This window comes from Rhodococcus sp. C-2 (genome assembly GCF_027854095.1).
Lineage (GTDB): Bacteria > Actinomycetota > Actinomycetes > Mycobacteriales > Mycobacteriaceae > Rhodococcus_F > Rhodococcus_F qingshengii.
Window position 1 is genome coordinate 162388 of sequence record NZ_JAQGFI010000003.1, and the last position, 21088, is coordinate 183475.

Below are 21088 nucleotides of genomic sequence, written 5' to 3' on the forward strand. Positions count from 1 at the left end.
GTTCATATGTGAAGCAGATCACGGGATTCTTCTTCCCGTCTACGCCACATTCGAGAGGTATGCCATAGGGTTTCCCTATGTCTGACGGGCGCAAAATCGGGCGCGCGCGAGGACTGCCAGGAGAAGGGAACCCCGAATGGACCGGCGTCATCTGGAATACTTTCTCGCTCTTGCTGATCGGGGCAGCATTTCCGCTGCGGCTCGCGGACTGGGGGTCAGCCAGCCGACAATCTCGGAGGCTCTGGCCAGGATGGAGAAAGAGTGCGGCCTGACGCTCGTCCGCCGTGGCTCGCGGGGAGTCACCCTGACCGACGCTGGACGCGTTCTCACAGGTCCGGCGGCCCAAGTACTTCGGGCATACCGGGATTTGGATCACGCTTTGCATCCATTGAACGTCGTGCAGCGGGGTCGGCTGACGGTCGTGTGTCCGCGAACATTGGCGCGTGATCCAGCGGCCACGGCCCTGGGTGCGTTCAAAAGAAAGTTTCCGAACGTTGCGGTGACGATGCTCAGCAATGACACCGACGGAATCGGAACGGTGGTCGCCTCGGGTCAGGCTGATATCGGCCTCGGGGTGGACGAGGTGTTCGACGAGGGCGTTGAACGTATCCTTCTCGGCCGGCAACAAATCGTTGCGCTGGTGCCGGCCGCACGAAGTGAAGGCGAGGGGGCAGCGGCGTTGACGGATCTGTTGCGAATCGGATTGATAACCAGCCCGCGTGACGATGTCACTCGGCGACTGTTGGCGGAACGCCTGGGCGAAGGCACTGTGGACGAGGCGGTGGTTGCGGAGACTATCTCTGTGGCTTCGATGATCCCACTTGTACGCGCGGGAGTCGGCGTCGCTTTCCTTCCCGAATCTGTCGCCGATACAGTCGGAGAAGGTGTGGTGCTGTGTCGTACTCGGCCCCCGCTCACTCGTGATATCTGGATGTTCCACGGTTCGACGCCATCGCCTGCGGCACAAGCGTTTATCGAGACGACCAGCCGATTACGTGACGAAGGTGGAATGGGGAACGCCGGATGAGCAAGTTCGGAGAGTCCGCCACCCCGCGAATCGATCCGCGGCAGCTACAAGACTTCCTTGCCGTCGTCGAACACGGCAGCATCACGGCGGCAGCGGCAAATCAGTTCACGGGAACATCGAGCGTCTCTCAATCAATTGCGCGGCTCGAAAGACGCGTCGGAGGACGGCTTTTCAATCGAGGCCGGACCGGCGCGGCGCTGACTGCGCGCGGACGGAATCTCATCGATCCAGCACGCGAAGCGCTGGCCGCGCTCGACCGATTAGTGGTCGAGCGCGAGTTCTTACTGTCAGCAGTCCCCCACCTCAGTGTTGCCACGACAGCGAGCCTTGCGGACGATCCCGCAGCGGTACTGCTCGGAGCGCTGCGCACGGAGGTGCCGAACCTGAGGATCACCATCTCGGATCCGCCTGGGTCGTCCGTGGCCGATGCGATTCACCCGGTCATGGCAGGCACCGCTGACGTGGCAATAATGGAGTCGCCGCCCACCGGTGTTCCCGGGACGCGCACGGTGCGCCTTCCGGACCACAAGTTGCGGCTCGTCTGCCCGCCCGGTACCCCGCCACCGGTGGACGGGGTATTCATCGGCGAAGATCTCATGCGCATCGGCTTGGTTGTCGCACCACGGTTCGAAACTTCCGATGTCTATCGCCATCTGCGGTCGATCGAACCGCGAATCGACCACGCATTCGTGATGAGGTCACAGCACCGCGATGCCTTCGCGGATTTCGCGTACGAAGGGATCGGTGCTGTCATCCTCGAACTCTCCAGTGCCGAGCGAGCATCCGAACGCGGGTGCACTGTGGGCGAGATATTCGAACTGCCACCACGGAAGATCGCAGCCGTGGCAAGGGACGGCCAGAACACGCAGATCGTCGAACATTTCCTACGGCTGTGTGCCGAGCAATCCGCGCGGAAGCCGTAGGCCGAGGCGAACTCGACCTTGCGCTCTGGGGATTCGCGTCGGCCGGGCGTCCACCGAGAACGATGATTTTGTCCACAGACACAACACTTCTGGGATAGTCCGTTTCCTGAAACAAAGCCGACGGGTTGCCTTCCCGTGAATATGTAATACACGTCACTCCGGATCAACTTCGAAAGGTTGACTTTCATGCGAAAGTCTCTGAAACATTTCGTGAATGCTGCAGCGGCGGTTGCGTTGTGCGCGACGCTAGGACTCACGGGCGCAACCGGAACAGCGGCTGCCGATGCGCCCGGCATCCCGAGCGTCGGGCACGATTGGGCGAGTGCAGGGCCGTACACGCCGAACGTCTCGATCGGGCTGGTGCACACTCTGTACTACCCGCGCCAGCTCGGCGCGCGCGGCGAGAAGCACCCTGTTGTGATCTGGGGGAACGGGACCGGTGTGCTCCCCGGTGCGTACACCTCCTTGTTGCGCCACTACGCCAGCCACGGATTCATCGTGGTCGCCGCCAATACACCGGCAAGCAATTTCGCCATCACCATGCGGTCGGGAATCGACCTCATCGCGGACAAAGCGGCCAGCCCGTCGAGTGTCTTCTACGGCAAAGTCGACCTGGAACACATTGGTGCGGTGGGGCACTCGCAGGGCGGGTCTGCGGCGATCAACGCGGCGATCGACGACCGCGTCGACACCGCCGTCGCGATCCAACCAGGCCCGCTCAATGATGTCGATCTCATCGACGAGCCGGTTCTCTATCTGGCCGGCCAGGCCGACGCAATCGTTTGGCCGGCGATCGTGCGGGCGATGTACGAGGACGCCGACCACGTGCCTGCCGAGTATCTGGAACTGCGCGGCGCCACGCACTTCGGTACGGCGATCACCGGTGGCGATATGCGCGGTCCGAGCACGGCGTGGCTGCGGTACTGGCTACTCGACGATCCGAACGCCCGCACCGAGTTCTTCGGAGCGAGCTGTGGATACTGCACTGACACCCAGCAGTTCTCCGATTTCGACCGCAACGATCTGGCCATGCAGATCCCGGGGTGACGGTCAGATCCGGAGTTGTCGAAGACGAACAGCCTTCCAATCAGGTCGGCGGAGTCGCGAAGCTCAGATGACGACGTAGCCGTACATCCGTTCGCCCTGAGCCACAGCTCTGGTCGCTAGTTCGGCGAAGGCGGTCAGGAACGGCACTGAGTCCTCCGACGGTTCACTCGTCTCGTCGATTGCCCAGGCCGCCGCAGCGGCGGCGACACCGTCAGCGTTCAATTCCGCTAGTGCATCACGCAATTCGTCGGTAACCGTGAGCACGAGGGTGTCGCCGTCGTCGCTCATCGCGACGAGTTTCCCGCAGCATGGACCTTTTGCAACTTCGTCGTAGGGGCGAGCGGTGAGGGCTGCTTCCAGTCGGCCGAGCGCGACAACTGGATCGACGCCTTTCGCCTGCAGAACTGGAGTCCCACTCGCAGCCAACTGGATCCGCGGGCGAGAAGCTGCGTTCGCCTCCATCACCTCTGGTTCCAAGTCGACGAGTCCCTCGAGGGCAGAGGTGGCATGTTCATCCGTGCGCGCGGTGAAGTAGTCGGTGATCGCAGACATGGCGCGATCATCTCACACACGATGCATCTCAACGCCCCGGACTCCTTCCGCGACTTACTGATCGACGTCAGGAGGGACAGGTGTGTGCTTCCTCGATTGCTTTCGCGAAAGCGCGAAGTCGTGGGCTTTCGAGATCGGTACGCCACACGAGACCCAAAGCAGATTCGGGTAATCCGTTGATCGGTACGAATGTGATGTCCGAGCGCTGGCTGTATGCAGCGGTTGCAGCGCAGAGGATGAGGCCGACCTGACTGAATGCGACCTGCGATAGGCCTTCCTGAACGGTGCTCGCCCCACCCTGCGTGGGAATCGTGGCTCCGCCCGGCGTCGTGCTCGGGGAATTCACACGCTGCCAATAGTCGGGGGCGGGGCCGGTGATGGGTACCAGGCAGATCTGCGCCAACTGCTCGGCGTCGATCACGCCCAGTTCGCTGAACGGGTGATGGACTGAGACGGCGAGGGTCTGGGGCTGTCGAGAAAAGACGAGCCCGGTTGTCAGTTCCGGCTCATCTACGGGGAGAAGGGCCACTGCCGCATCGATTCGCCCGGCGAGTACATCACTGAACGGATCACCCAGGGGTAATTCTTTGATGGTCACGCATGTTTGCGGATGTTGTATTTCGAAACGAGAGACAGCAGCCGCGATCGAATCGTAAATTGCTCCTTGGAAACCCACCCGAAACGGCGTCGGCGTGTTGCGTGCTCTCGATTGAGCGTCCTCGATTACTCCGACGAGCGCCCGATGGGCGGGAGCCAACGACGCAAGAAATTCGGCGCCGAATTCAGTCAGGTGAACGCGGCGACTGGTCCGCGCTACCAGGCGTGTGCCGATACGACGCTCCAACGCGCTGATCAGCTGACTCACTCGGCTCTGGGAGATGAACAGCCGCTCGCCGGTGCGACCGAAGTGCAGTTCTTCAGCGAGAACGAGGAAGCACTCGATCTCACGCATCGGGGGCTCCGACATTTTCACTCCGACCCTGGACTCATTCGACCACTCCATCATGGCTCATCGATGAATTGAGCTAATGGTTGGATGAGCGATTCGCCGTTGATCCATCGGCGTGCAGGAGCTTCTCTGGTTACATGCCCCACTCCGCATCTGTACAGAACAGCCCTGCGTCCACGTCCTCAACCCACGCACACACCATTGAGAACCAGTGGGCTGCGGTCGCCCTGATCGCAGCGTCCACCTTCATCGTTGTCGCGGCAGAGATGATGCCGGTAGGGCTACTCACCCCGATCGGTGCTGACCTGGTGGAAAGCGAAGGGACCATCGGGCTCTCACTGGCCATTACCGGATTGGTGGCAGCGGCCACTGCCCCGTTTGTGCCCATCGTGACCCGGCGCTTCGATCGTCGGTCGACGCTCATCGTCTTGATGCTGTTAGTCGCAGCGGCGAACGCCCTCACGGCCCTTGCTCCGAGCTTCGTTGTCCTCGCTGTGGCTCGCGTCCTTCTAGGCGTGAGCATGGGTGGAGTCTGGGCGCTCGCCGCAAGCCTGGCTCCCAGGTTGGTGGAGACCAGATCCGTCGGGTTGGCGACCACGATCATCTTCAGCGGAATCGCGGTCGCCTCAGTTCTCGGTGTCCCCGCGGGGACGTATATCGGAGCAGCGGCCGGGTGGAGCGTGGCATTCTGGACTCTCAGCTGCGCCGCGACGCTGATCGCGCTCGCCATGTTCGCTGTCCTACCCGTGATGCCAGCTGATCAAGCTTTGTCGCTCGGCAGTCTCGTGGTGGCTTTTCGGAACCCGGGAGTCCGGGTCGGAATCGCGATTACCGCGCTCATCGTCACCGCTCATTTCGCGGCGTACACCTATGTGCGTCCGGGGCTGGAGTTCTTCGCAGGATTGCACCCTGCGCAGATCGGCACGATGCTCTTGATCTACGGGGCTCTGGGCGTTGTCGGCAACTTCATAGCCGGGCCGTCTGCTACCAAGTCACCGAAGACTGTGGTCATCATCCTCAGCGCGGGAGTAGCGATCACCCTTGCCCTGTTCCCGATCTCGGCTACCACCTTGATCACAGCTGCTCTGCTCATGGCGGCTTGGGGCCTCTTCTACGGTGGTGTATCGGTGAGTACTCAAACATGGATCGCACAAGCCGCTCCCGTTCACCGAGAGGCCGCTGCGGCTCTGTGGGTTGCAGTCTTCAATGCAAGCATCGCGCTCGGTGCGTTCGCGGGCGGACGCATTCACGACCACTCTGGTTCCGAAACGGTCTTCTGGACAGCCGCGGGAATCGCAACTCTGGCAATGCTGCTCGCGACATTCCGCAGTCCCGTTGTGGCAAAGCGCGAACTGACAACCTAATCGCCTACACAAACCTTCATAGAGGCAGGACAACAGATATGCACCAGACACCCGCTTCGGCATTCATGGATGTGGCCGAGTTGCTCGAACGCTACCGGGACAAATCGCTTTCTCCGGTGGAAGTGCTCGAGTCCACCATCGAACGTATCGAGGCGCTCAACCCAACCTTGAACGCAGTGGGACACACTTTCTTCGCTACTGCACGAGCACAAGCGAAGTCAGCGGAACGCCACTACGCCCGCGGCTCGGATGTCAGCCTTCCGCTCGCCGGTGTTCCCGTTGTGGTGAAAGAGGATGAACCGGTGCAAGGACAACCTTGGACTCAAGGGTCCAAGGTCCATGAGGATGTGATCGCCACTCACACTTCCACTTTCGTGCAGCGAATCATCGACGCCGGTGCCATCGTCCACGCGCGATCGACGGCACCCGAATTCTCCTCGTCCGCGTTCACACAGTCCGAGTTGTGGGGCGTCACTCGCAATCCGTGGAACACGAAATACTCCTCCGGCGGGTCTTCCGGTGGATCGGCAGTCGCACTTGCCACGGGGATGACGCACTTGGCTACCGGTTCCGATGTTGCAGGATCGATCCGAACTCCGTCGTCTCTCAACGGAATTGTCGGATTCAAGCCACCGCATGGCCGTGTCCCCGTCGATCCGCCCTTCAATCTCGATCGCTACTGCCACTGCGGTCCGATGGCGCGCACCGTAAGTGATTGCCTCACAATGCAGTCGGTCATCGCGGGACCGACCTCCACTGACATTGCCTCGCACGTACCGGCATCGCAGTTACCTACCTTCGCAACGCGTTCGTGCGCGGGAATGCGGATTGCCGTGATTCCCGCATTGGGTGACTGGCCGGTTGATTCGGACATCGCCGAGAACACGGCGAAGTTGGTGGACACCCTCACCGCTCTGGGTGCACGCGCGGAGATCATCGAAGTCGACTTGTCACGCGCTGCAATCATGCGTGCGGCCGCCATTCACTACGATCACGTGTTCGGTGCATCGATCTCCGCCGAAGCGTCCGCGCACCCCGACAAAGTCACGGAGTACGCGAAGGAATTCGCGCGATGGGCACGCCGCACCCGTGGTGACGCGACTTTCCTCGACGGACTCGCGATCGAAGCCGAACTGTATTCGTCGATCGGATCCCTGTTCGACACCTATGACGCGTTGATCACTCCGGCAGTGGCGACGGAGGGCTTTCTTGCCGGCGACGACTACGTGGGGCACGGAATCAATGTGGCTGGAACAGAATTGGAGTTCTACCTCGAGGCTGTACCGGCCATCACCTTCAACATCCTGAGTAGCTGCCCGGTGCTGACAATCCCCACCGGTTTCGCTCGGAACGGAATCCCCACGGGCACAGAGATAGTTACGCGACCGTACGACGACCAGACGGCCTTCGCGATTGGGCTCGCCCTCGAGAAGGTCCTGCCGTATCCCGGCAATCACCCGGACTGTCATGCGGCCCCGCAGGTATTGTTCGGCGTTTGAAGCTAGCTCTGGTGGAGGGTTGACCAAAATGTAGTTAGGTGCCATATTAGTTGCATGGCAGTGGACGGAACCGATCACGACTCACCCACGTTGGATCAGGCGCGGCGGCAGTTGGAGCACTACGGCCTCGGGTCCGATCCGCAGGCTGTGCTGGTTGCGGTGCGGCTGATCTCGGCGGGCGCGCGGCTCGGTCGAGCAACCGAGGTTCACTTCGCGAGGTATGGACTGTCGACCGGCCGTTACCGACTGCTTGCGGATCTGGAAGACCACGACGGGGAGAAATCTCCCTCGCGACTGGCCGCTGATCTAGGCGTCTCGCGAGCCACGGTCACCGGCTTGGTCGATGGGCTCGAGCAGGAGGGTTTGGTCGCTCGACGTCCGTCCGCGGAGGACGGGCGTGGTGCGGTGGTCGTCCTGACTGCTCGTGGCGCTCAGCGGTTACGTGACATGGCGCCCGAACACTTTGCTCGTCTCGAGGAAATGGTCGACGAGCTCACTGTCGACGAGCGTGCGGTTTTTTTGGATCTGCTCTCGCGGGTCGTTCGCGGTATCGGTGCGCTGACTGCGGAGTAGTCGGCTGGGATTCCAAGTATTCGCGTAGCGATTCGAATCGTCGTCAATTCTCGACAGAGACTTCTCTTTTCATGCCCAAATAGTTAGCCACCTAATTATAATCGGAAAGTTGGTCTCCTTCATGTCCGGACTCACCCCACCGATCCGTCGCGAAAACAAAAGGGAGATAACCGATTCCAATCGATTCGACTCGGTTGCCGATCGTCGCGGCGCACGACCTTTCATCCTGTGGAGAGAGGTGCTGGTCGCCTACCTTGCCCCCGCGCTGATGGCGGGTGCGGGCGGAGTCGCATCCGGCCAATCGGGCCTCACGACGGCGGCATTTACGTCCATCGCGGGCACGTCGGCAGTGGTGGCGTTGCTGATCGGCTCCTGGCTGCAGCGTCGCGGGAGGTTACGACCGTGGACCACGGCCCTGCCTCGCGTCATGGTGGCGGCAATTCTTGCCGTCGGAGCCGCTGTGATTGCTGGTCTCGTCGGGTGGTTCGCCTCCCGTTGGCTACCAGCTCACACGAGTGTGGTCGACACCGCTTGGCTTGCTCGCCTGCAACTCGATCTACCGATATCTGCTGCTGTGGCTGCCGTCATCGTGAGCTGGCGATGGCGCCGTCAGAATTCTTGACCGACAACACATGTCAAAGATCCCCGGCTTCGCGGGGAAGACCGAAAGGAACACGATGATCGTCATCATGGGAGCGTCCGGAACCACAGGCGGCGCGTTGCTACGCAGTCTCGCATCCTCGGGTGTGCCGAGCAGAGCGCTGTCCCGCGACCCGGACAGGCTGCGCGCCCACCTCGGCGATTTGGCCGACGGTTTGGTCGAAGTAGTGCCGGCCGATGCCGCAGACCCAACTTCGCTACGGACGGCTTTCAAAGGGGCCGAACAACTTTTCCTCGCCATGGCCAACGGACTCGAACAGGTCGAGCTCGAAACGCGTGTGATCGACATAGCCGCCGAGAGCGGCGTCGAACACATCGTCAAGATCTCCGACCCCGCCGCCGCGGCCGACTCCCCCATCGCTCTCTCCCGCGGCCACCATGCCGTCGGCGAACACCTGCGTGCATCCGGGATCCGCCACACTCTGCTCCGCCCTTATGCGTTCATGCAGAATCTGTTGCTCCTGGCTCCGGCGGTGGCTGCGCAAGGGGTGATTCTGGGCGCGATGCGGGACGCGCCGTGCAACTGGATCGACTGCCGAGATATCGGTGACGTCGCCGCGGCCGTGCTCACACGCGCCGACCTCGCCGGCGGCACCTACGTCCTGACGGGCAGCGAGGCAGTCGGCTACGGCGGCATCGCCGATTCTCTGACCCGCATGCTCGATCGCCCCGTCCAATATATCGACCTGCCACCGCACGAACTTCGGCAAGACCTCGTCGATCATGCCCACATGCCTCCGTGGCTGGCCGAGCACATTCTGGAGATCCAGCAACTTGCCGTCTCGCGCCCGGAGTCACCCACCGACACGGTGGCACGTGTCCTGGGGCGTGAGCCACGAAGCCTGGATGCGTTCCTGCGTGAGCATCTGGACCGTTTCCGCTGATTCACGCTGCGAGAGCAGTGCCGCCAGCAGTCATGCGGTTGATCAACGAGCCCACCGAATCCTGATCGGACCTCGTACGGATTCCGGGTCGACGACTTCGCCGCCCTGGGTGATCTGCACTTCGCCGTGGGCCACCATGTGGCGGGCAGCCTCTCGGACGGGTTCCATCAGCGGACGCCAATTGTCGGGTGCCGCTGCGCGGGCCACGTCGGAGGGGCAGATGCTCGACTCGGCCGATCGGGCATTGAGTAGTTCGCGGATCTTCGCCGCCAGTTCTTTCTCTTCCACCATATGACCTCAGTTTCCGGACGTGACCGTAGGCCTTCAACAGAGTATGAACCTTCGGTTCGGCGAGTTGTGGCGAAGGAATGGTGCACATCGATAATCATTGACGGCGTGGAGAATTCGAGTGCAACGCGCCGCGACGTAGTCCGAGAGTCGTATTCGGCCAGATCCCAGGAGTACACGGACCTCTTCGGCTCGATGGATTCGACGCACGTATCTGATCGGGCCCTGGTGACCAGCTGGGCTGCCACTTTGACCGGCCCCGTGCTCGACGCCGGGTGCGGGCCGGGGCAGTGGACAGACTTCCTGGCCCAGAGCGGGCTGGCTGTGAGCGGGATCGATCTCGTGCCCGAGTTCGTCGAACGAGCCCGCACCCGATACCCGGATCTTTCCTTCGAGGTCGGGGGCTTCGAGGCATTGGACGCGAAAACGAATTCACTGGGCGGCGTGCTGTCCTGGTACTCGCTCATTCACCATCACCCGCAAGATATCGAGGCACCGCTCGCTGAATTCGCGCGCGTGATCCGCCCAGGTGGTGGGTTGCTGGTGGGCTTCTTCGAAGGCACAACGGTAGAGCCTTTTGATCATGCCGCGACGACTGGTTATCGATGGCCGGTGACCGAACTTGCCGAGGTGCTGGTCACAGCGGGTTTCGACGTGATCGAGACCCATACCCGGACGGGGAGCGGCTACAGGCCGCACGGCGCAATCACTGCCAGCCGGCGCGGCGTCGAATAGCGGATCGAGACAGCGGATCGAGACAGGGCGAGCAATTCTCTTTCATTCATTTCGTGTGAGTGGTGTGCTGGATGAGTCACTTCCCGGCTTTTTCAGCACCGGATCATCCACAGTTGAAAGAAGGCGCCATGACCACGATCCATCTTCACAAGACGACCACTGCGACGCCCGAACAGGTCCTTGCCGGCCTGACCGACTTCGGCCCGGGCCGTGAGGAAATCTTCGGCCGCAGTGCGGACAGCTACCTGAAAGTGCACCAACAAGGACCCCACGATGCTGATGTCACCGAGGGCTCCAGTGGTATCTGGGAGCGTCTGCACTACGACTGGACCGACCCGCACCGCGTCGTGATGACAACCACCGACTCCAACCTGTGGGGCGGGGCGTCGAGCCATACCTACACGCTGACCCGGCAACCGACGGGTCTGACCGATGTCGATGCCGTCGTGGTCCGGGACGGCAAGAACCTCAAGGGAAAGCTCCTGGCGTCGGTACTCGGACTCGTCGGCACCCAAGTGCTGGGAAAGTCGTTCACGAAGTCCATCGACGCCATCGAAGCTCGCAACGGTGGCGCGAGCGGCGGCAACCCACAGTGACAAGAACCTGACGGACTTGTCAGAGCGCTTCGAGGGCTTCCGTCATCTTCTTCACCGTCTCCGGTGCCACTTTGGCTTCGAATCCCGCCTTCAGGAGAGGCGACGCAATCTTGGCGGCACCGTTGAACTCGACGTTCGCGTGATACTCGATCTCGGTCGAGTTCGGACCCACCGAAGTCAAGGTGATGTCGTCGGTACTGGTGGCAGTCTTGTTCTTTCCTTCGAGAACAACGTGATTCAGCTCGTCGGTCACCAGCGTGTACGTCAGTTCCGTGGTGACGCCGAACAGCTTCGACACGTTGTGCCATTGGGTTCCGACGCCGACAGGACCGTCGGAGATCTGCGTGCAACTCTCGGTGCCCGGATCCCACGTCGGCGCATTGGCGAAGTCGCGGAGAAACGCCGCAGCCTTCTCGATCGGTACCTCGGCGGTGAATTTGCGGGTGACGTCAACCATGCGGTGGGCCTTTCGGTTCATTTTTCGGCGGTAGTGCCGAGGCGAGACTTCGTTCCGACGCCCGGGCTACCCAAACTCGACGAACGGTAACCGCCTTCAGAAGACTGCGCGGTCCAGTGGACGTGGAAGCGGATCGAGTGCGCCGGTCTCGCGCAGGCGCTCGTACGCCCGAACGACCCCATCGACGGCCCCGATCTGTAGCAACACGCCGCCCGGTAACGCGGCAACGCCTGCTGCCAGGTCATCCGGGATCGCGTCAGCGCGAGCGGACGAGAGGTAGCCGACTCGGCCGATCACGGGATCACCGACGCGATAGTCGGACTCGTCTTCGAGAGCGTCGAGGATGTTGTCGTCGGTGACATCCCCGAAGTCCGGTTCCCACACCGCGGCGAGCATCCGAAGTAGTTCTGTCTCAGGAACTTCGGCGGCGTCCGGCGCGCTGACAGCGAGAATCATCGACTGTAGGACGATTTCCGGTTCGCCGCCGGCCAACCCTGAGAGTTCGAGCCCCCATTCGGGCCCTCCGCCGGATGCGAGCCTCAACCCGATTCCCAGACGATCCGACCAGTCTTCGGCGGCCTGCGCGATCTCGAGCACGTGTGCCAACTGGTCGACGGTCACGGCAGTAGCAGGTCCAGCGGAATGGATCTGTTGCCACGACCCGCCGACCACCTCGGGCAACAGGAATTCGACTTGCTCCAACGTCCGACGCCACCGGGAGGCCACGGCCTGCACCGATTCCGGCCGTCGTCCCCAGAAAACTCGAATAGCGCGTCGTGTCATCGAGTCCTCCGGTAAGGATCGTCCATGGGTAGCCATCTCCCGTCCTCGTGGATTCCGAGATCAGTGACGCCGCGGGTGAGAGCGTCGACGGCCGCGAGAACGGCAGGGCGCGTTTCGTTCTCACGACACAGGAGTGACCACGTCCAGATTGCCGCCGGGTCGATCATCGGGCGTGCCGTGAGATCGCTCGGCAGCGTGATGGTCTGCCCTTTGGGCGAGTTGACGACCGGACGGCCGACGGCACGGACGTGATCGAAGAATGCCGGGCCGGTGATACCACCGTCGTTGATGCGCATGATCTGTGCGCCGGTATCGCGAGCGAATTCTTCGGCGAAGACGTTCCACGAATACCAGGAGGTGGTGTCGTCGTCGACGAGCACGACGACGTCGCGTGCCCGCACCGGTGTGGTGTCCTCTCCGGTGGAGACGGCGTAGAGCCGATCCGCACCGAGCAGTCTGGCGTTCAAACCGTTTTGGGCGACATCGTATTTACGTACCCAGGCGATCGCCAGATCGAGGCTGCCGTCTGCCACCCGCGCGGCCTGTGCGTGTGATGGCACCACCCAGGCGTCGACGTGCAGTTGCGCGACCCCTGAAGTGCGCGCGATCAGATCCGTGGGGAGCCAATTGACGTAGCCGATCCGGACGGGCTCCGCTCCGGACAGACGCTCCGCGCGGCGTCGCAGATTCTCGGCACTCTCGAGTAGCGCACGGACATCAGGGAGCAAGGCCGCGCCGGCTGGCGTCAGAGCGACGGAACGGCGGTCGCGGACGAACAGCTTGACGCCGAGGTCGCGTTCGAGTGCCATGATCTGCTGCGACAATGACGGCCCGGCTATCAGTAGTCGTGCCGCGGCTCGGCCGAAGTGCAGTTCCTCGGCGACGACCTCGAAGTATCTCAGCTGACGCAGCTCCACGATCCTTCATGCTACGTGCGGTGGGAGGTTGCGCCTATCAGTCAGGAGCAAAGCGGTCGTGGCGGTCCGGCGCGGCCGGTGCACACGATAAGACCATGACCACAGTCCACAACGGTGTCGACCCGCGAGCACACGCTGTCCAAGCTGCCGCTGCGCTGGCGGCGAGCATGGGAATCGGTCGATTCGTGTACACACCGATTCTGCCGTTGATGCACACGCAGGCCGGTCTGTCCGCCTCGCTCGGCGCAACCTTGGCGACAGCGAACTACCTCGGGTACCTCATCGGCGCGCTCGCGGGAATCCTCATTCCCGGCGCGGTGCGCTCGGCAGCGGTGATGCGTACGTCGTTGGTGGTCCTCATTGCGACTTTGGCACTCATGCCCACTACCCACGACGGATCCATCTGGTTCGCCCTGCGGCTCGTCGCAGGCATTGCCAGTGCCCTCGTGTTCATGATCGCCGTCAGCGCTTTGCACGCGCACCTTCGGGGGCAGTCCCAATTCCTGGCCGGATGGGGATTCGGCGGAGTTGGGCTGGGTATCGCCCTGTCCGGGGTCCTCGTGTTCGTCGTCCGCTTCATCGGTACCTGGAGCACAGCCTGGCTGGCATCTGCGGGCCTTGCAGTGGTGTGTGCGGTCGCCGCCTGGGGATTGACGCCGGAACCGCGTCCGATCATCACGCCGGACGCGCCGGGAACTCCCAGTTCCCAACGCGGGTTCACCGCCCTGTTCATCAGTTATTTCCTGGAAGGCATCATGGGTCGGCAGCGGCGCTTGGATAGTGGTCGGGTTGGCCGCATTTCCGTCATGCGTCCTGTGGGCTTGGCTCAGCTTGCGCTGGTCGAGGCCGACTCTGCTTCTCGTTGCCCTGTTGATTCAGGCGGTAGGCATAGCGCTTCCTGCTGTGATCGGAGGCGTCGGCCCCGCACTGATTTCAGCTTTCCTGTTCGGTGTCACCTTCCTTGGTATCGGGTCAATTGTGTTGGCAATCGGCGCGCACCTGCAGTTCCCACGCGCCGTGGCGTTGCTGACCGCTGGATACAGCGTCGGTCAGATTCTCGGCCCACTCGTTGTCACTCCGTTGCTGCGAGACGGGTATCGCGACGCTCTGCTGTTGGGTGCGGCCGTCGTTCTGGGCGCAGCAGTGGCCGCCGCGGTTTTGCGGTTCCGATTCCCTTCCGATCTCGATGCGGACCCTCGGACGGCCACCTCGACTGAGGAGGTAGTTTTTGATGTCAGATGACGAAACCGCCGGAGCACTACCCGACGTAGGACTGGAGATGTTCGAATGAGCGCACTCACAACCGATCTCGACCTGAAGGTCCCTGTCATCGCAGCCCCCATGGCCGGCGGCGCTTCCACACCGGCACTTGTTGCTGCTGCCTCTCGCGCAGGCGGTCTCGGATTCCTCGCCGCCGGGTACAAGACGCCTCAGGCTCTGTCCGACCAGATCGACGCCGTGCGCGCCGAGGGAGTGTCGTTCGGTGTCAACGTCTTTGCACCCAACCCGGTGCCTGTCGACGTCGATGCCTACCGTGCCTATACCAGGGCGATTCAGGTCGAGGCGGATCGCTATGGCATCACACTGGCTGACGGTGAGCCGGTCGAAGACGACGACTACTTCGAGGACAAGATCGATCTGCTCCTGGCCAGCCCGGTTCCGGTGGTCAGCTTCACCTTCGGCTTTCCCGCACCCGGCGTCATCAAGGCGCTGCGCGCTGCCGGTTCACTTGTCGTCCTCACTGTGACTTCGGAGGCAGAGGCGCTCCTTGCCGTCGACGCCGGTGCCGATCTGCTTGTGGTGCAATCGTCGGCTGCCGGCGGCCACTCCGGAACGCTCACTCCCCTGCAGGTTCCGGCAGAAACACCGATCACCGAACTGATCGCACAAATCCGTCATCGCACCTCTGTTCCGCTATTGGCGGCCGGTGGACTGGCGACCTCCGCCGACGTCGCTGCAGCCTTACGTGCCGGAGCGGACGCGGCAGTGGTCGGTACCGTACTGCTGCGCACCGAGGAGAGTGGTGCCTCGGCTCCGCACAAGGCAGCTCTGGCCGACACGTCACGCGGGAACACGGTCGTCACAAGAGCTTTCACGGGACGTCCTGCACGAGCACTTCGGAACGAGTTCATCGATCGCTACGACGCACGGGCGCCCATCGGGTATCCGGCCATCCATCACCTGACCAACCCGATGCGCAAAGCCGCTGTTGCGCAGGCAGATCCCGAGCGCATGCACCTATGGGCCGGCACCGGCTATCGCCACGCGACGGAGGAACCAGCCGGGGTAGTGCTTTCGCGATTGGCTAACCTGTGACGGCGCGGACACCGGAAGCCGCATTGCCCGAGGTAATGACATACGACGGGTTGCCCGGGTCCGCCGGTGGTGCACACTCGCTTCGAGTCAAGCGTCCCGATGTTGCATTTCAGCGGCTGCAGACATTCCTGGAATCCTGCACCGAACCAGTGTCGTTGCCGTCGTGGACGTTCGAGATCTACCAGAGGGGGCCATCCGAGCCGACCGCGCAGTTGTCATCGTTCGCTACCGAGCTCTTCGGTGGGCCCCGCTACAAAGCGCAAACCCATACCGAATGGAACGTCCCACCTGGTTCTGTCAACGAAGCGCTCGATGCCCTCGTTGGTTGCGATGCGGTCACAACCCACGGACGTTCTTTGGCGGCACTGACCTACAGTGCGCCCGTACGCCTGATCGACCCGGACAACCACGCGCCGTATCCCGACATCACGCCCGACGCGTTCGGCCGCTTTGCCGTCGACGGATACGGCCGGACTCTCGGCGAGTCAGGCATACGCGCAACCCTTGGGAACGCGGCATCCTCACTGTCCCTGTGGCTCAACCTGCCAGCAGACGAACGGTTGTCGTCCGGTGCTCGTCACCTACAAGACCATCTCCCGTTCCGGTTGTCCGCGAAACACTGGCGTCTCTGGCGGCCGAACCGGAGCGGAGACTCGTATCGTTCCAACAAGATTCCGTCGCCGGTTCACGACCACGTTTGAATCACGCAGCAAGCATTTTCATCTCGGGCAGAGTTCGCCGATCTCGGAGACAATGCGATCAGCGCTGCGAACCACCCATACCGCGCGTCCGCCACGCAACGTCGGCATCAAGAGTCGGTCCTTTTCGATGGGCCAGTGCACAAAGGGAAATCCGCCGGCCAGCTCGTCCTGGACTTCGCCGGCGATCAGGGCCGTCAACTCCTGTACAGGCTGTTCGGTGTGCGGCCCGCCAAACCCGAAGCCCCTCAACGGGCTGGTTCCTGCACTCTTGTGCTTCGGCCGTGGTCCAGCGTCGAGCGCGAGGTGGCAGTGGCCGTCATCGAGCAACGAGACCGTCCACAGGCAGTTCTCCATGTACGTATCGGGGCCGTGCCAGCGGCATTGCAGATCCTTGCCGACAGCCTGGCACGCCTCGACGACGTTGGCGGGAGCGTCGTCTGGTGCATCCGGCCCCATGATCGGAAAGCTCCAGACCCCTACGTACTCGATTTCGGGCAGATACATGCCTTCACTGTGGCACGTTGTCAGAATGCGTCTTCCTCGAGTTCCATGATCTCGTTGTCGAGGGAACCCAGGATTTCTTTGGTCGACGCCAGGACGGGCAGGATGTTCTTAGCGAAGTATGACGCGATGACCACCTTGCCCCGATAGAACGACCGGTCCTTTGCCGACGCGTCACGGTCCAAGGCTGCCAACGCGACTTCCGCTTGCACCAAGAGGCGCCATCCGATGAGCAGGTCGCCTACCGCGTACAGAAAGCGCACCGAGCCGAGGCCTATCTTGTACAACTCGGAGGGTTGGTCCTGGGAAGCCATCAGATACCCGGTGAGCGTCCCGGCCATCTCCTGCACGTCGGTCAAGGCGATCTCGAGTATGACTCGCTCGGCCTTGAGTCGACCGTTCCCGGCCTCACTGTCGATGAACTCTCGTATGCGACCGGCTACGTGAGCGAGTGCAACGCCGCGGTCGCGTGCGATCTTCCGAAAGAAGAAGTCCTGCGCCTGGATTGCCGTGGTGCCCTCGTACAGGGTGTCGATCTTGGCATCGCGGATGTACTGCTCGATGGGGTAGTCCTGAAGATAACCGGAGCCGCCCAGGGTCTGCAGGCTCTCGGTGAGCAGTTCGTAGGCCTTTTCGGAACCGACGCCCTTGACGATCGGCAGCAGCAGATCGTTGACCCGCGCCGCCAGTTCGGCGTCCGCCCCCGAAACCAACTCGGCGACATCGGCATTCTGGTGTGCAGCGGTGTAGAGGTAGACCGCTCGGAGGCCTTCGGCGTAGGCCTTCTGCATCGCCAGGCTGCGTCGGACGTCGGGGTGGTGCGTAATGGCCACGCGGGGCGCGGTCTTGTTTGTCAGCTCGGTGAGGTCTGCGCCTTGAATTCGTTCTTTCGCGTACTCGAGGGCGTTGAGATAGCCGGTGGACAGTGTTCCGGTAGCCTTGGTGCCCACCATCATTCGAGCGTTCTCGATGACCTGGAACATCTGGGCGATACCGTTGTGGACATCACCCACGAGCCAGCCGACGGCAGGAACGTCCGTCGCTCCGAAGGTGAGCTCGCAAGTCGGGGAAGACTTGAGACCCATCTTGTGCTCGACGCCGGTGACGTACACGCCGTTGCGCTCTCCCAGTTCAAGTGTCTCCGAGTCGAAATGGGACTTCGGAACGTAGAACAGGCTCAAACCTTTGGTTCCTGGACCGGCGCCCTCGGGCCGGGCAAGCACCAAGTGGAAGAGGTTCTCGGCCGTGTCTCCGACGTCGCCACCGGAGATGAACCGCTTGACGCCCTCGATGTGCCAGGTGCCGTCGTCCTGCGCGATTGCCTTTGTTCGGCCTGCGCCTACATCGGATCCGGCGTCTGGTTCGGTGAGCACCATCGTTCCGGCCCATCCGCGCTCGAATCCTTCTTTGGCCCAGTGTTTTTGCTGTTCGTTTCCGATGGTGTAGAGCACGCTCGCCATCAGTGGACCCATGTTGAAAAAGCTTGCGGATCCGTTTGCCGCGACCAACATTTCGCCGATCGCCCAGACCAACGGTGCAGGAGCAGGAACACCACCCATGCCTTCTGGTAGGCCGAGTCGCGACCAACCGGCCTCGTTCACCGCCTCGACCGTCTTGCGCAGAGGTTCCGGGACCACAACTGCGTGATTGGGTGCGTCGAATTCGACAGGGTTCCGATCCGCGTCGGCGAAGGACGCGGCGACCGGGCCTTCTGCCAGTCTCGCTACTTCCGCAAGAATGTTGCGCACAGTGTCGGTGTCGAGGTCCCCGTAAGCGCCGACATCCAACAGTTCGCCGATCCCGAGTACCTCGAACAGATTGAACTCGATATCACGCACGTTGCTTTTGTAGTGACCCATTGTTCTCCGACCTTGGTTCGTCAGCAATACGATTCGTCAGCAGATACGGCTCGTCAGCAGTACACAAGAAAGCCTGCCCCACAAGGAATTCAGTACGCAACCGTAGGTAGAGACGAGTTTCGTTGCTACAAAGTAGCGCCGAGCCGCTCTCATTGAAACACTCACTCGTACAATCGGTTTCCGCTGGCGGGGGTGCATATCAGTCGCGTAGCATCCTCTTGGGTCAAAGCAGCTGCGCACCAATCGAAGTGCCCATCCTCGCCTTCGGCGTCAAACGCATTCGCAGTGATCAGTGAACATGCTGCTCGGTAAACCAAGAGCGCCTCTCGTTGGTAGCCGAGACGTTCCTCGATCGGCGTGGAGAGCCCAGTTCTGTCTCGTGAGCCTTTGGTATCGGTCAGAGGGTGAGTAGCACTTTGGTGGCGCGCCGCTCGTCCATCGCCTGGTAGCCGGCGGCGGCGTCCTCCAACGGGAGAGTGAGGTCGAAGACGATGCCCGGGTCGATCTGGTCGGTCATGATGAGCTCGATCAGTTCGGGTAGGAATCGCCTGACCGGCGCGGGACCGCCGAGCAGGCTCACCGTCGCGAAGAACAGGTTCATGCCGTCGAGTTCGACGCCGTGGGATACCCCGACGTAGCCGACATGTCCGCCGGGGCGGGTAGCTCCGATAGCCTGCATCATCGATTCTTGGGTGCCTACGGCTTCGACGGTCGAGTGGGCGCCGTAGCCGCCGGTGAGTTCCTTGATCTTCGCGATGCCCGCGTCCCCCCGCTCTTCGACGATGTCGGTGGCGCCGAATTGTGTGGCGAGTGCCTGCCGGTCGGCGTGACGTGACATGGCAATGATCCGCTCGGCGCCGAGTTGTCTGGCAGCGAGGATCGCCAAAAGTCCGACTGCGCCGTCGCCGACGACGGCGACTGTTTTGCCAGGTCCGGCTTCCGCAGCTACGGCGGCGAACCAACCGGTGCCGAGTACGTCGGAGGCTGCAAGGAGGCTGCGGGCCTGCCGCTCGGTCGGCTCTCCGTGGACAGGGACGAGGGTGCCGTCCGCGAGCGGGATGCGAGCGTATTCGGATTGGGTGCCGACCGAGCCCATCATGACCTGGTGGATACAGCGAGACTGAAAGCCGGCCTCGCAGATTTCGCAGGTGTTGTCCGACGCGACGAACGAGCCCACGACGAAGTCCCCAACTTCGATGTCGTTGACGTCGGGGCCGACCTGTTCGACGACGCCCACGTATTCGTGTCCCATCGGCGTCGGGCCATTCAGCTCTTCGATGCCGCGGTACGGCCAGAGGTCGGAACCGCAGACGCAGGTGGCTGTAACGCGAATGATCGCGTCGGTCGGTTCGACGATCACCGGCGCTTCGATCTCTTCGACCCGGACGTCGCCGGGGGCATGCATGACGACAGCGCGCATGACGTGGCTCCTCACCATCGGTTTTCTCGTGTCACTTCAACCTGATCACGATTCGGCGGCGTGCGGGAGTCCCGCGCGATAGTGGTACTGCGAGGGACTCCCTCGCTACCGGTCACTGACTTACGCTCGATGGCATGGACGATCGAGCGCAAGTACGCGAATTCCTGACCTCGCGGCGCGCCCGAGTCACGCCCGAACAAGTTGGACTTCCGGCCGGATCGAACCGCCGCGTGGAAGGTCTACGTCGAAGTGAAGTGGCAACCCTCGCCGGCGTGAGCGTCGAGTACTACACGAGGCTCGAGCGCGGAGCGATCAGCGGCGCATCGCCGGGTGTACTCGACAGTATCGCGAAGGCCTTACGACTCGACGGCGCCGAGCGCGCCCACCTTTTTGATCTCGCGCACGCGGCAAGCCCGGTAGCCAGGCCCCCGCGTCGGCGAAATGCGAAGGGCTGGAAGCCCCATCAGAGCCTGCAGTGGGCGCTCGATGCAGTCACCGCAGGACCCGCTTTCGTGCGGAACGGTCGCATGGATCTTCTTGCGGTCAACCCACTCGCGCGAGCGTTTTACAAGGACCTGTACGACATGCCGGGGCAGCCCCCGAACATCGCGCGCTTCACGTTCCTCGACGATAGGGCTTTCGAGTTTTATCCGGACTGGAACGCGTTTGCCGAGGTGACCGTCTCGATTCTGCGAACCGAGGCCGGGCGAGATCCTCACAACAAGGAATTGCACGATCTGATCGGTGAACTCAGCACTCGGAGTGAGGAATTCCGGCGTCGGTGGGGCGCGCACGACGTCCGCCATCACGGCACCGGATTCAAGACTTTTCACCACTCCGCCGTGGGGGAGCTGACGCTTGCCTTCGAAGGTTTGGAGATGGCCGCCGAGCCAGGGTTGACGCTCACGATCTACACCGCAGAGCCGGGATCGCCGTCCGCGGAACGGATGCAGCTACTCGCCTCGTTGGCAGCCAGTGAGAATGCGGACTCTGCTCCTCACGTGTCGGAGCGGTCGCTGACGGACGGCTGACGAACT

Annotated in this window: 22 protein-coding genes and 1 pseudogene; 14 read left to right on the top strand and 9 right to left on the bottom strand. The window is 62.4% G+C overall.

The features are described from left to right. Window positions 1-136 precede the first annotated feature (136 nt). The 3 genes from PCS43_RS07285 (at window position 137) to PCS43_RS07295 (ending at window position 2997) form a co-directional block, all read left to right on the top strand. Window positions 137-1027, top strand: coding sequence for a LysR family transcriptional regulator (locus PCS43_RS07285; protein WP_209910512.1), 891 nt, complete (start codon window positions 137-139; stop codon window positions 1025-1027). Next, window positions 1024-1950, top strand: coding sequence for a LysR family transcriptional regulator (locus tag PCS43_RS07290; protein WP_209910510.1), 927 nt, complete (start codon window positions 1024-1026; stop codon window positions 1948-1950). The genes PCS43_RS07285 and PCS43_RS07290 overlap by 4 nt, the downstream gene beginning before the upstream one ends. 186 nt (window positions 1951-2136) lie before the next feature. Next, window positions 2137-2997: an alpha/beta hydrolase family protein gene (locus PCS43_RS07295; protein WP_050654936.1), complete on the top strand. Its 861-nt coding sequence runs from the start codon at window positions 2137-2139 to the stop codon at window positions 2995-2997. A 63-nt stretch (window positions 2998-3060) separates the two neighbouring features. On the opposite strand, the gene PCS43_RS07300 is transcribed toward PCS43_RS07295, so the two are convergent. Both PCS43_RS07300 and PCS43_RS07305 read right to left on the bottom strand, forming a co-directional pair. Continuing rightward, window positions 3061-3549: a hypothetical protein gene (locus PCS43_RS07300; RefSeq protein ID WP_209910493.1), complete on the bottom strand. Its 489-nt coding sequence runs from the start codon at window positions 3547-3549 to the stop codon at window positions 3061-3063. A gap of 67 nt (window positions 3550-3616) precedes the next feature. Then, entirely contained in the window at window positions 3617-4516 is a 900-nt protein-coding gene (locus tag PCS43_RS07305) for a LysR family transcriptional regulator (RefSeq protein WP_054188344.1), read from the bottom strand. A 119-nt stretch (window positions 4517-4635) separates the two neighbouring features. On the opposite strand from PCS43_RS07305, the gene PCS43_RS07310 reads away from it, so the two are divergent. The 5 genes from PCS43_RS07310 (at window position 4636) to PCS43_RS07330 (ending at window position 9478) form a co-directional block, all read left to right on the top strand. Then, window positions 4636-5862: an MFS transporter gene (locus PCS43_RS07310; RefSeq protein WP_209910489.1), complete on the top strand. Its 1227-nt coding sequence runs from the start codon at window positions 4636-4638 to the stop codon at window positions 5860-5862. A gap of 38 nt (window positions 5863-5900) precedes the next feature. Then, window positions 5901-7361, top strand: a complete 1461-nt coding sequence (locus PCS43_RS07315; protein WP_209910485.1) for an amidase — start codon at window positions 5901-5903, stop codon at window positions 7359-7361. 54 nt (window positions 7362-7415) lie between these two features. Beyond that, entirely contained in the window at window positions 7416-7934 is a 519-nt protein-coding gene (locus tag PCS43_RS07320; protein WP_003943230.1) for a MarR family winged helix-turn-helix transcriptional regulator, read from the top strand. A 238-nt stretch (window positions 7935-8172) separates the two neighbouring features. Continuing rightward, a complete protein-coding gene (locus tag PCS43_RS07325; RefSeq protein ID WP_270923007.1) occupies window positions 8173-8556 on the top strand; it encodes a hypothetical protein in 384 nt (127 codons plus the stop codon). Window positions 8557-8566: 10 nt separating this feature from the next. Next, window positions 8567-9478 (top strand): NmrA family NAD(P)-binding protein, encoded by a 912-nt coding sequence (locus PCS43_RS07330; protein WP_245361511.1) that lies wholly within the window; start codon window positions 8567-8569, stop codon window positions 9476-9478. Window positions 9479-9520: 42 nt separating this feature from the next. Here PCS43_RS07330 and PCS43_RS07335 read toward each other — a convergent pair whose 3' ends face one another. Beyond that, complete coding sequence (locus tag PCS43_RS07335) at window positions 9521-9769, bottom strand: DUF3253 domain-containing protein (protein ID WP_030537164.1); 249 nt, start codon at window positions 9767-9769, stop codon at window positions 9521-9523. Between the two features lie 105 nt (window positions 9770-9874). Here PCS43_RS07335 and PCS43_RS07340 point away from each other — a divergent pair, with 105 nt between their 5' ends. Next, window positions 9875-10501, top strand: a complete 627-nt coding sequence (locus PCS43_RS07340) for a class I SAM-dependent methyltransferase (protein ID WP_209910478.1) — start codon at window positions 9875-9877, stop codon at window positions 10499-10501. Between the two features lie 128 nt (window positions 10502-10629). Next, a complete protein-coding gene (locus PCS43_RS07345) occupies window positions 10630-11097 on the top strand; it encodes a hypothetical protein (RefSeq protein WP_031331426.1) in 468 nt (155 codons plus the stop codon). Window positions 11098-11116: 19 nt separating this feature from the next. Here PCS43_RS07345 and PCS43_RS07350 read toward each other — a convergent pair whose 3' ends face one another. The 3 genes from PCS43_RS07350 to PCS43_RS07360 all read right to left on the bottom strand — a co-directional run bounded on the left by PCS43_RS07350 (window position 11117) and on the right by PCS43_RS07360 (window position 13254). Then, on the bottom strand, window positions 11117-11554 hold the full coding sequence (locus tag PCS43_RS07350) for an SRPBCC family protein (protein ID WP_007735601.1): 438 nt from the start codon (window positions 11552-11554) through the stop codon (window positions 11117-11119). Between the two features lie 96 nt (window positions 11555-11650). Next, a complete protein-coding gene (locus tag PCS43_RS07355; protein WP_054188336.1) occupies window positions 11651-12337 on the bottom strand; it encodes a hypothetical protein in 687 nt (228 codons plus the stop codon). Further along, a complete protein-coding gene (locus tag PCS43_RS07360) occupies window positions 12334-13254 on the bottom strand; it encodes a LysR family transcriptional regulator (protein WP_054188335.1) in 921 nt (306 codons plus the stop codon). Before PCS43_RS07360 ends, PCS43_RS07355 begins: the two co-directional genes overlap by 4 nt. A 95-nt stretch (window positions 13255-13349) precedes the next feature. Between PCS43_RS07360 and PCS43_RS07365 the strand changes: the two are divergent. From PCS43_RS07365 to PCS43_RS07375, 3 genes and pseudogenes are all read left to right on the top strand, one after another. Then, window positions 13350-14496 (top strand): annotated as a pseudogene (locus PCS43_RS07365) (YbfB/YjiJ family MFS transporter). 45 nt (window positions 14497-14541) lie between these two features. Then, the gene (locus PCS43_RS07370) at window positions 14542-15570 is read left to right on the top strand and encodes an NAD(P)H-dependent flavin oxidoreductase (RefSeq protein WP_047272371.1); all 1029 of its coding nucleotides are present in this window, start codon (window positions 14542-14544) and stop codon (window positions 15568-15570) included. Then, window positions 15567-16271, top strand: a complete 705-nt coding sequence (locus tag PCS43_RS07375; RefSeq protein ID WP_042448125.1) for a hypothetical protein — start codon at window positions 15567-15569, stop codon at window positions 16269-16271. Before PCS43_RS07370 ends, PCS43_RS07375 begins: the two co-directional genes overlap by 4 nt. Window positions 16272-16289: 18 nt before the next feature. On the opposite strand, the gene PCS43_RS07380 is transcribed toward PCS43_RS07375, so the two are convergent. The 3 genes from PCS43_RS07380 to PCS43_RS07390 all read right to left on the bottom strand — a co-directional run bounded on the left by PCS43_RS07380 (window position 16290) and on the right by PCS43_RS07390 (window position 20051). After that, window positions 16290-16775: a hypothetical protein gene (locus PCS43_RS07380; protein ID WP_042448127.1), complete on the bottom strand. Its 486-nt coding sequence runs from the start codon at window positions 16773-16775 to the stop codon at window positions 16290-16292. 20 nt (window positions 16776-16795) lie between these two features. Then, window positions 16796-18631 (bottom strand): acyl-CoA dehydrogenase, encoded by a 1836-nt coding sequence (locus PCS43_RS07385; protein ID WP_042448130.1) that lies wholly within the window; start codon window positions 18629-18631, stop codon window positions 16796-16798. Between the two features lie 397 nt (window positions 18632-19028). Continuing rightward, window positions 19029-20051 carry a zinc-dependent alcohol dehydrogenase family protein gene (locus tag PCS43_RS07390; RefSeq protein WP_042448132.1) on the bottom strand — a complete coding sequence of 341 codons (1023 nt, stop codon included), beginning with the start codon at window positions 20049-20051 and terminating at the stop codon, window positions 19029-19031. A 134-nt stretch (window positions 20052-20185) separates the two neighbouring features. Between PCS43_RS07390 and PCS43_RS07395 the strand changes: the two genes are divergently transcribed. Beyond that, a complete protein-coding gene (locus PCS43_RS07395) occupies window positions 20186-21082 on the top strand; it encodes a helix-turn-helix transcriptional regulator (RefSeq protein WP_042448134.1) in 897 nt (298 codons plus the stop codon). Window positions 21083-21088: the final 6 nt, after the last annotated feature.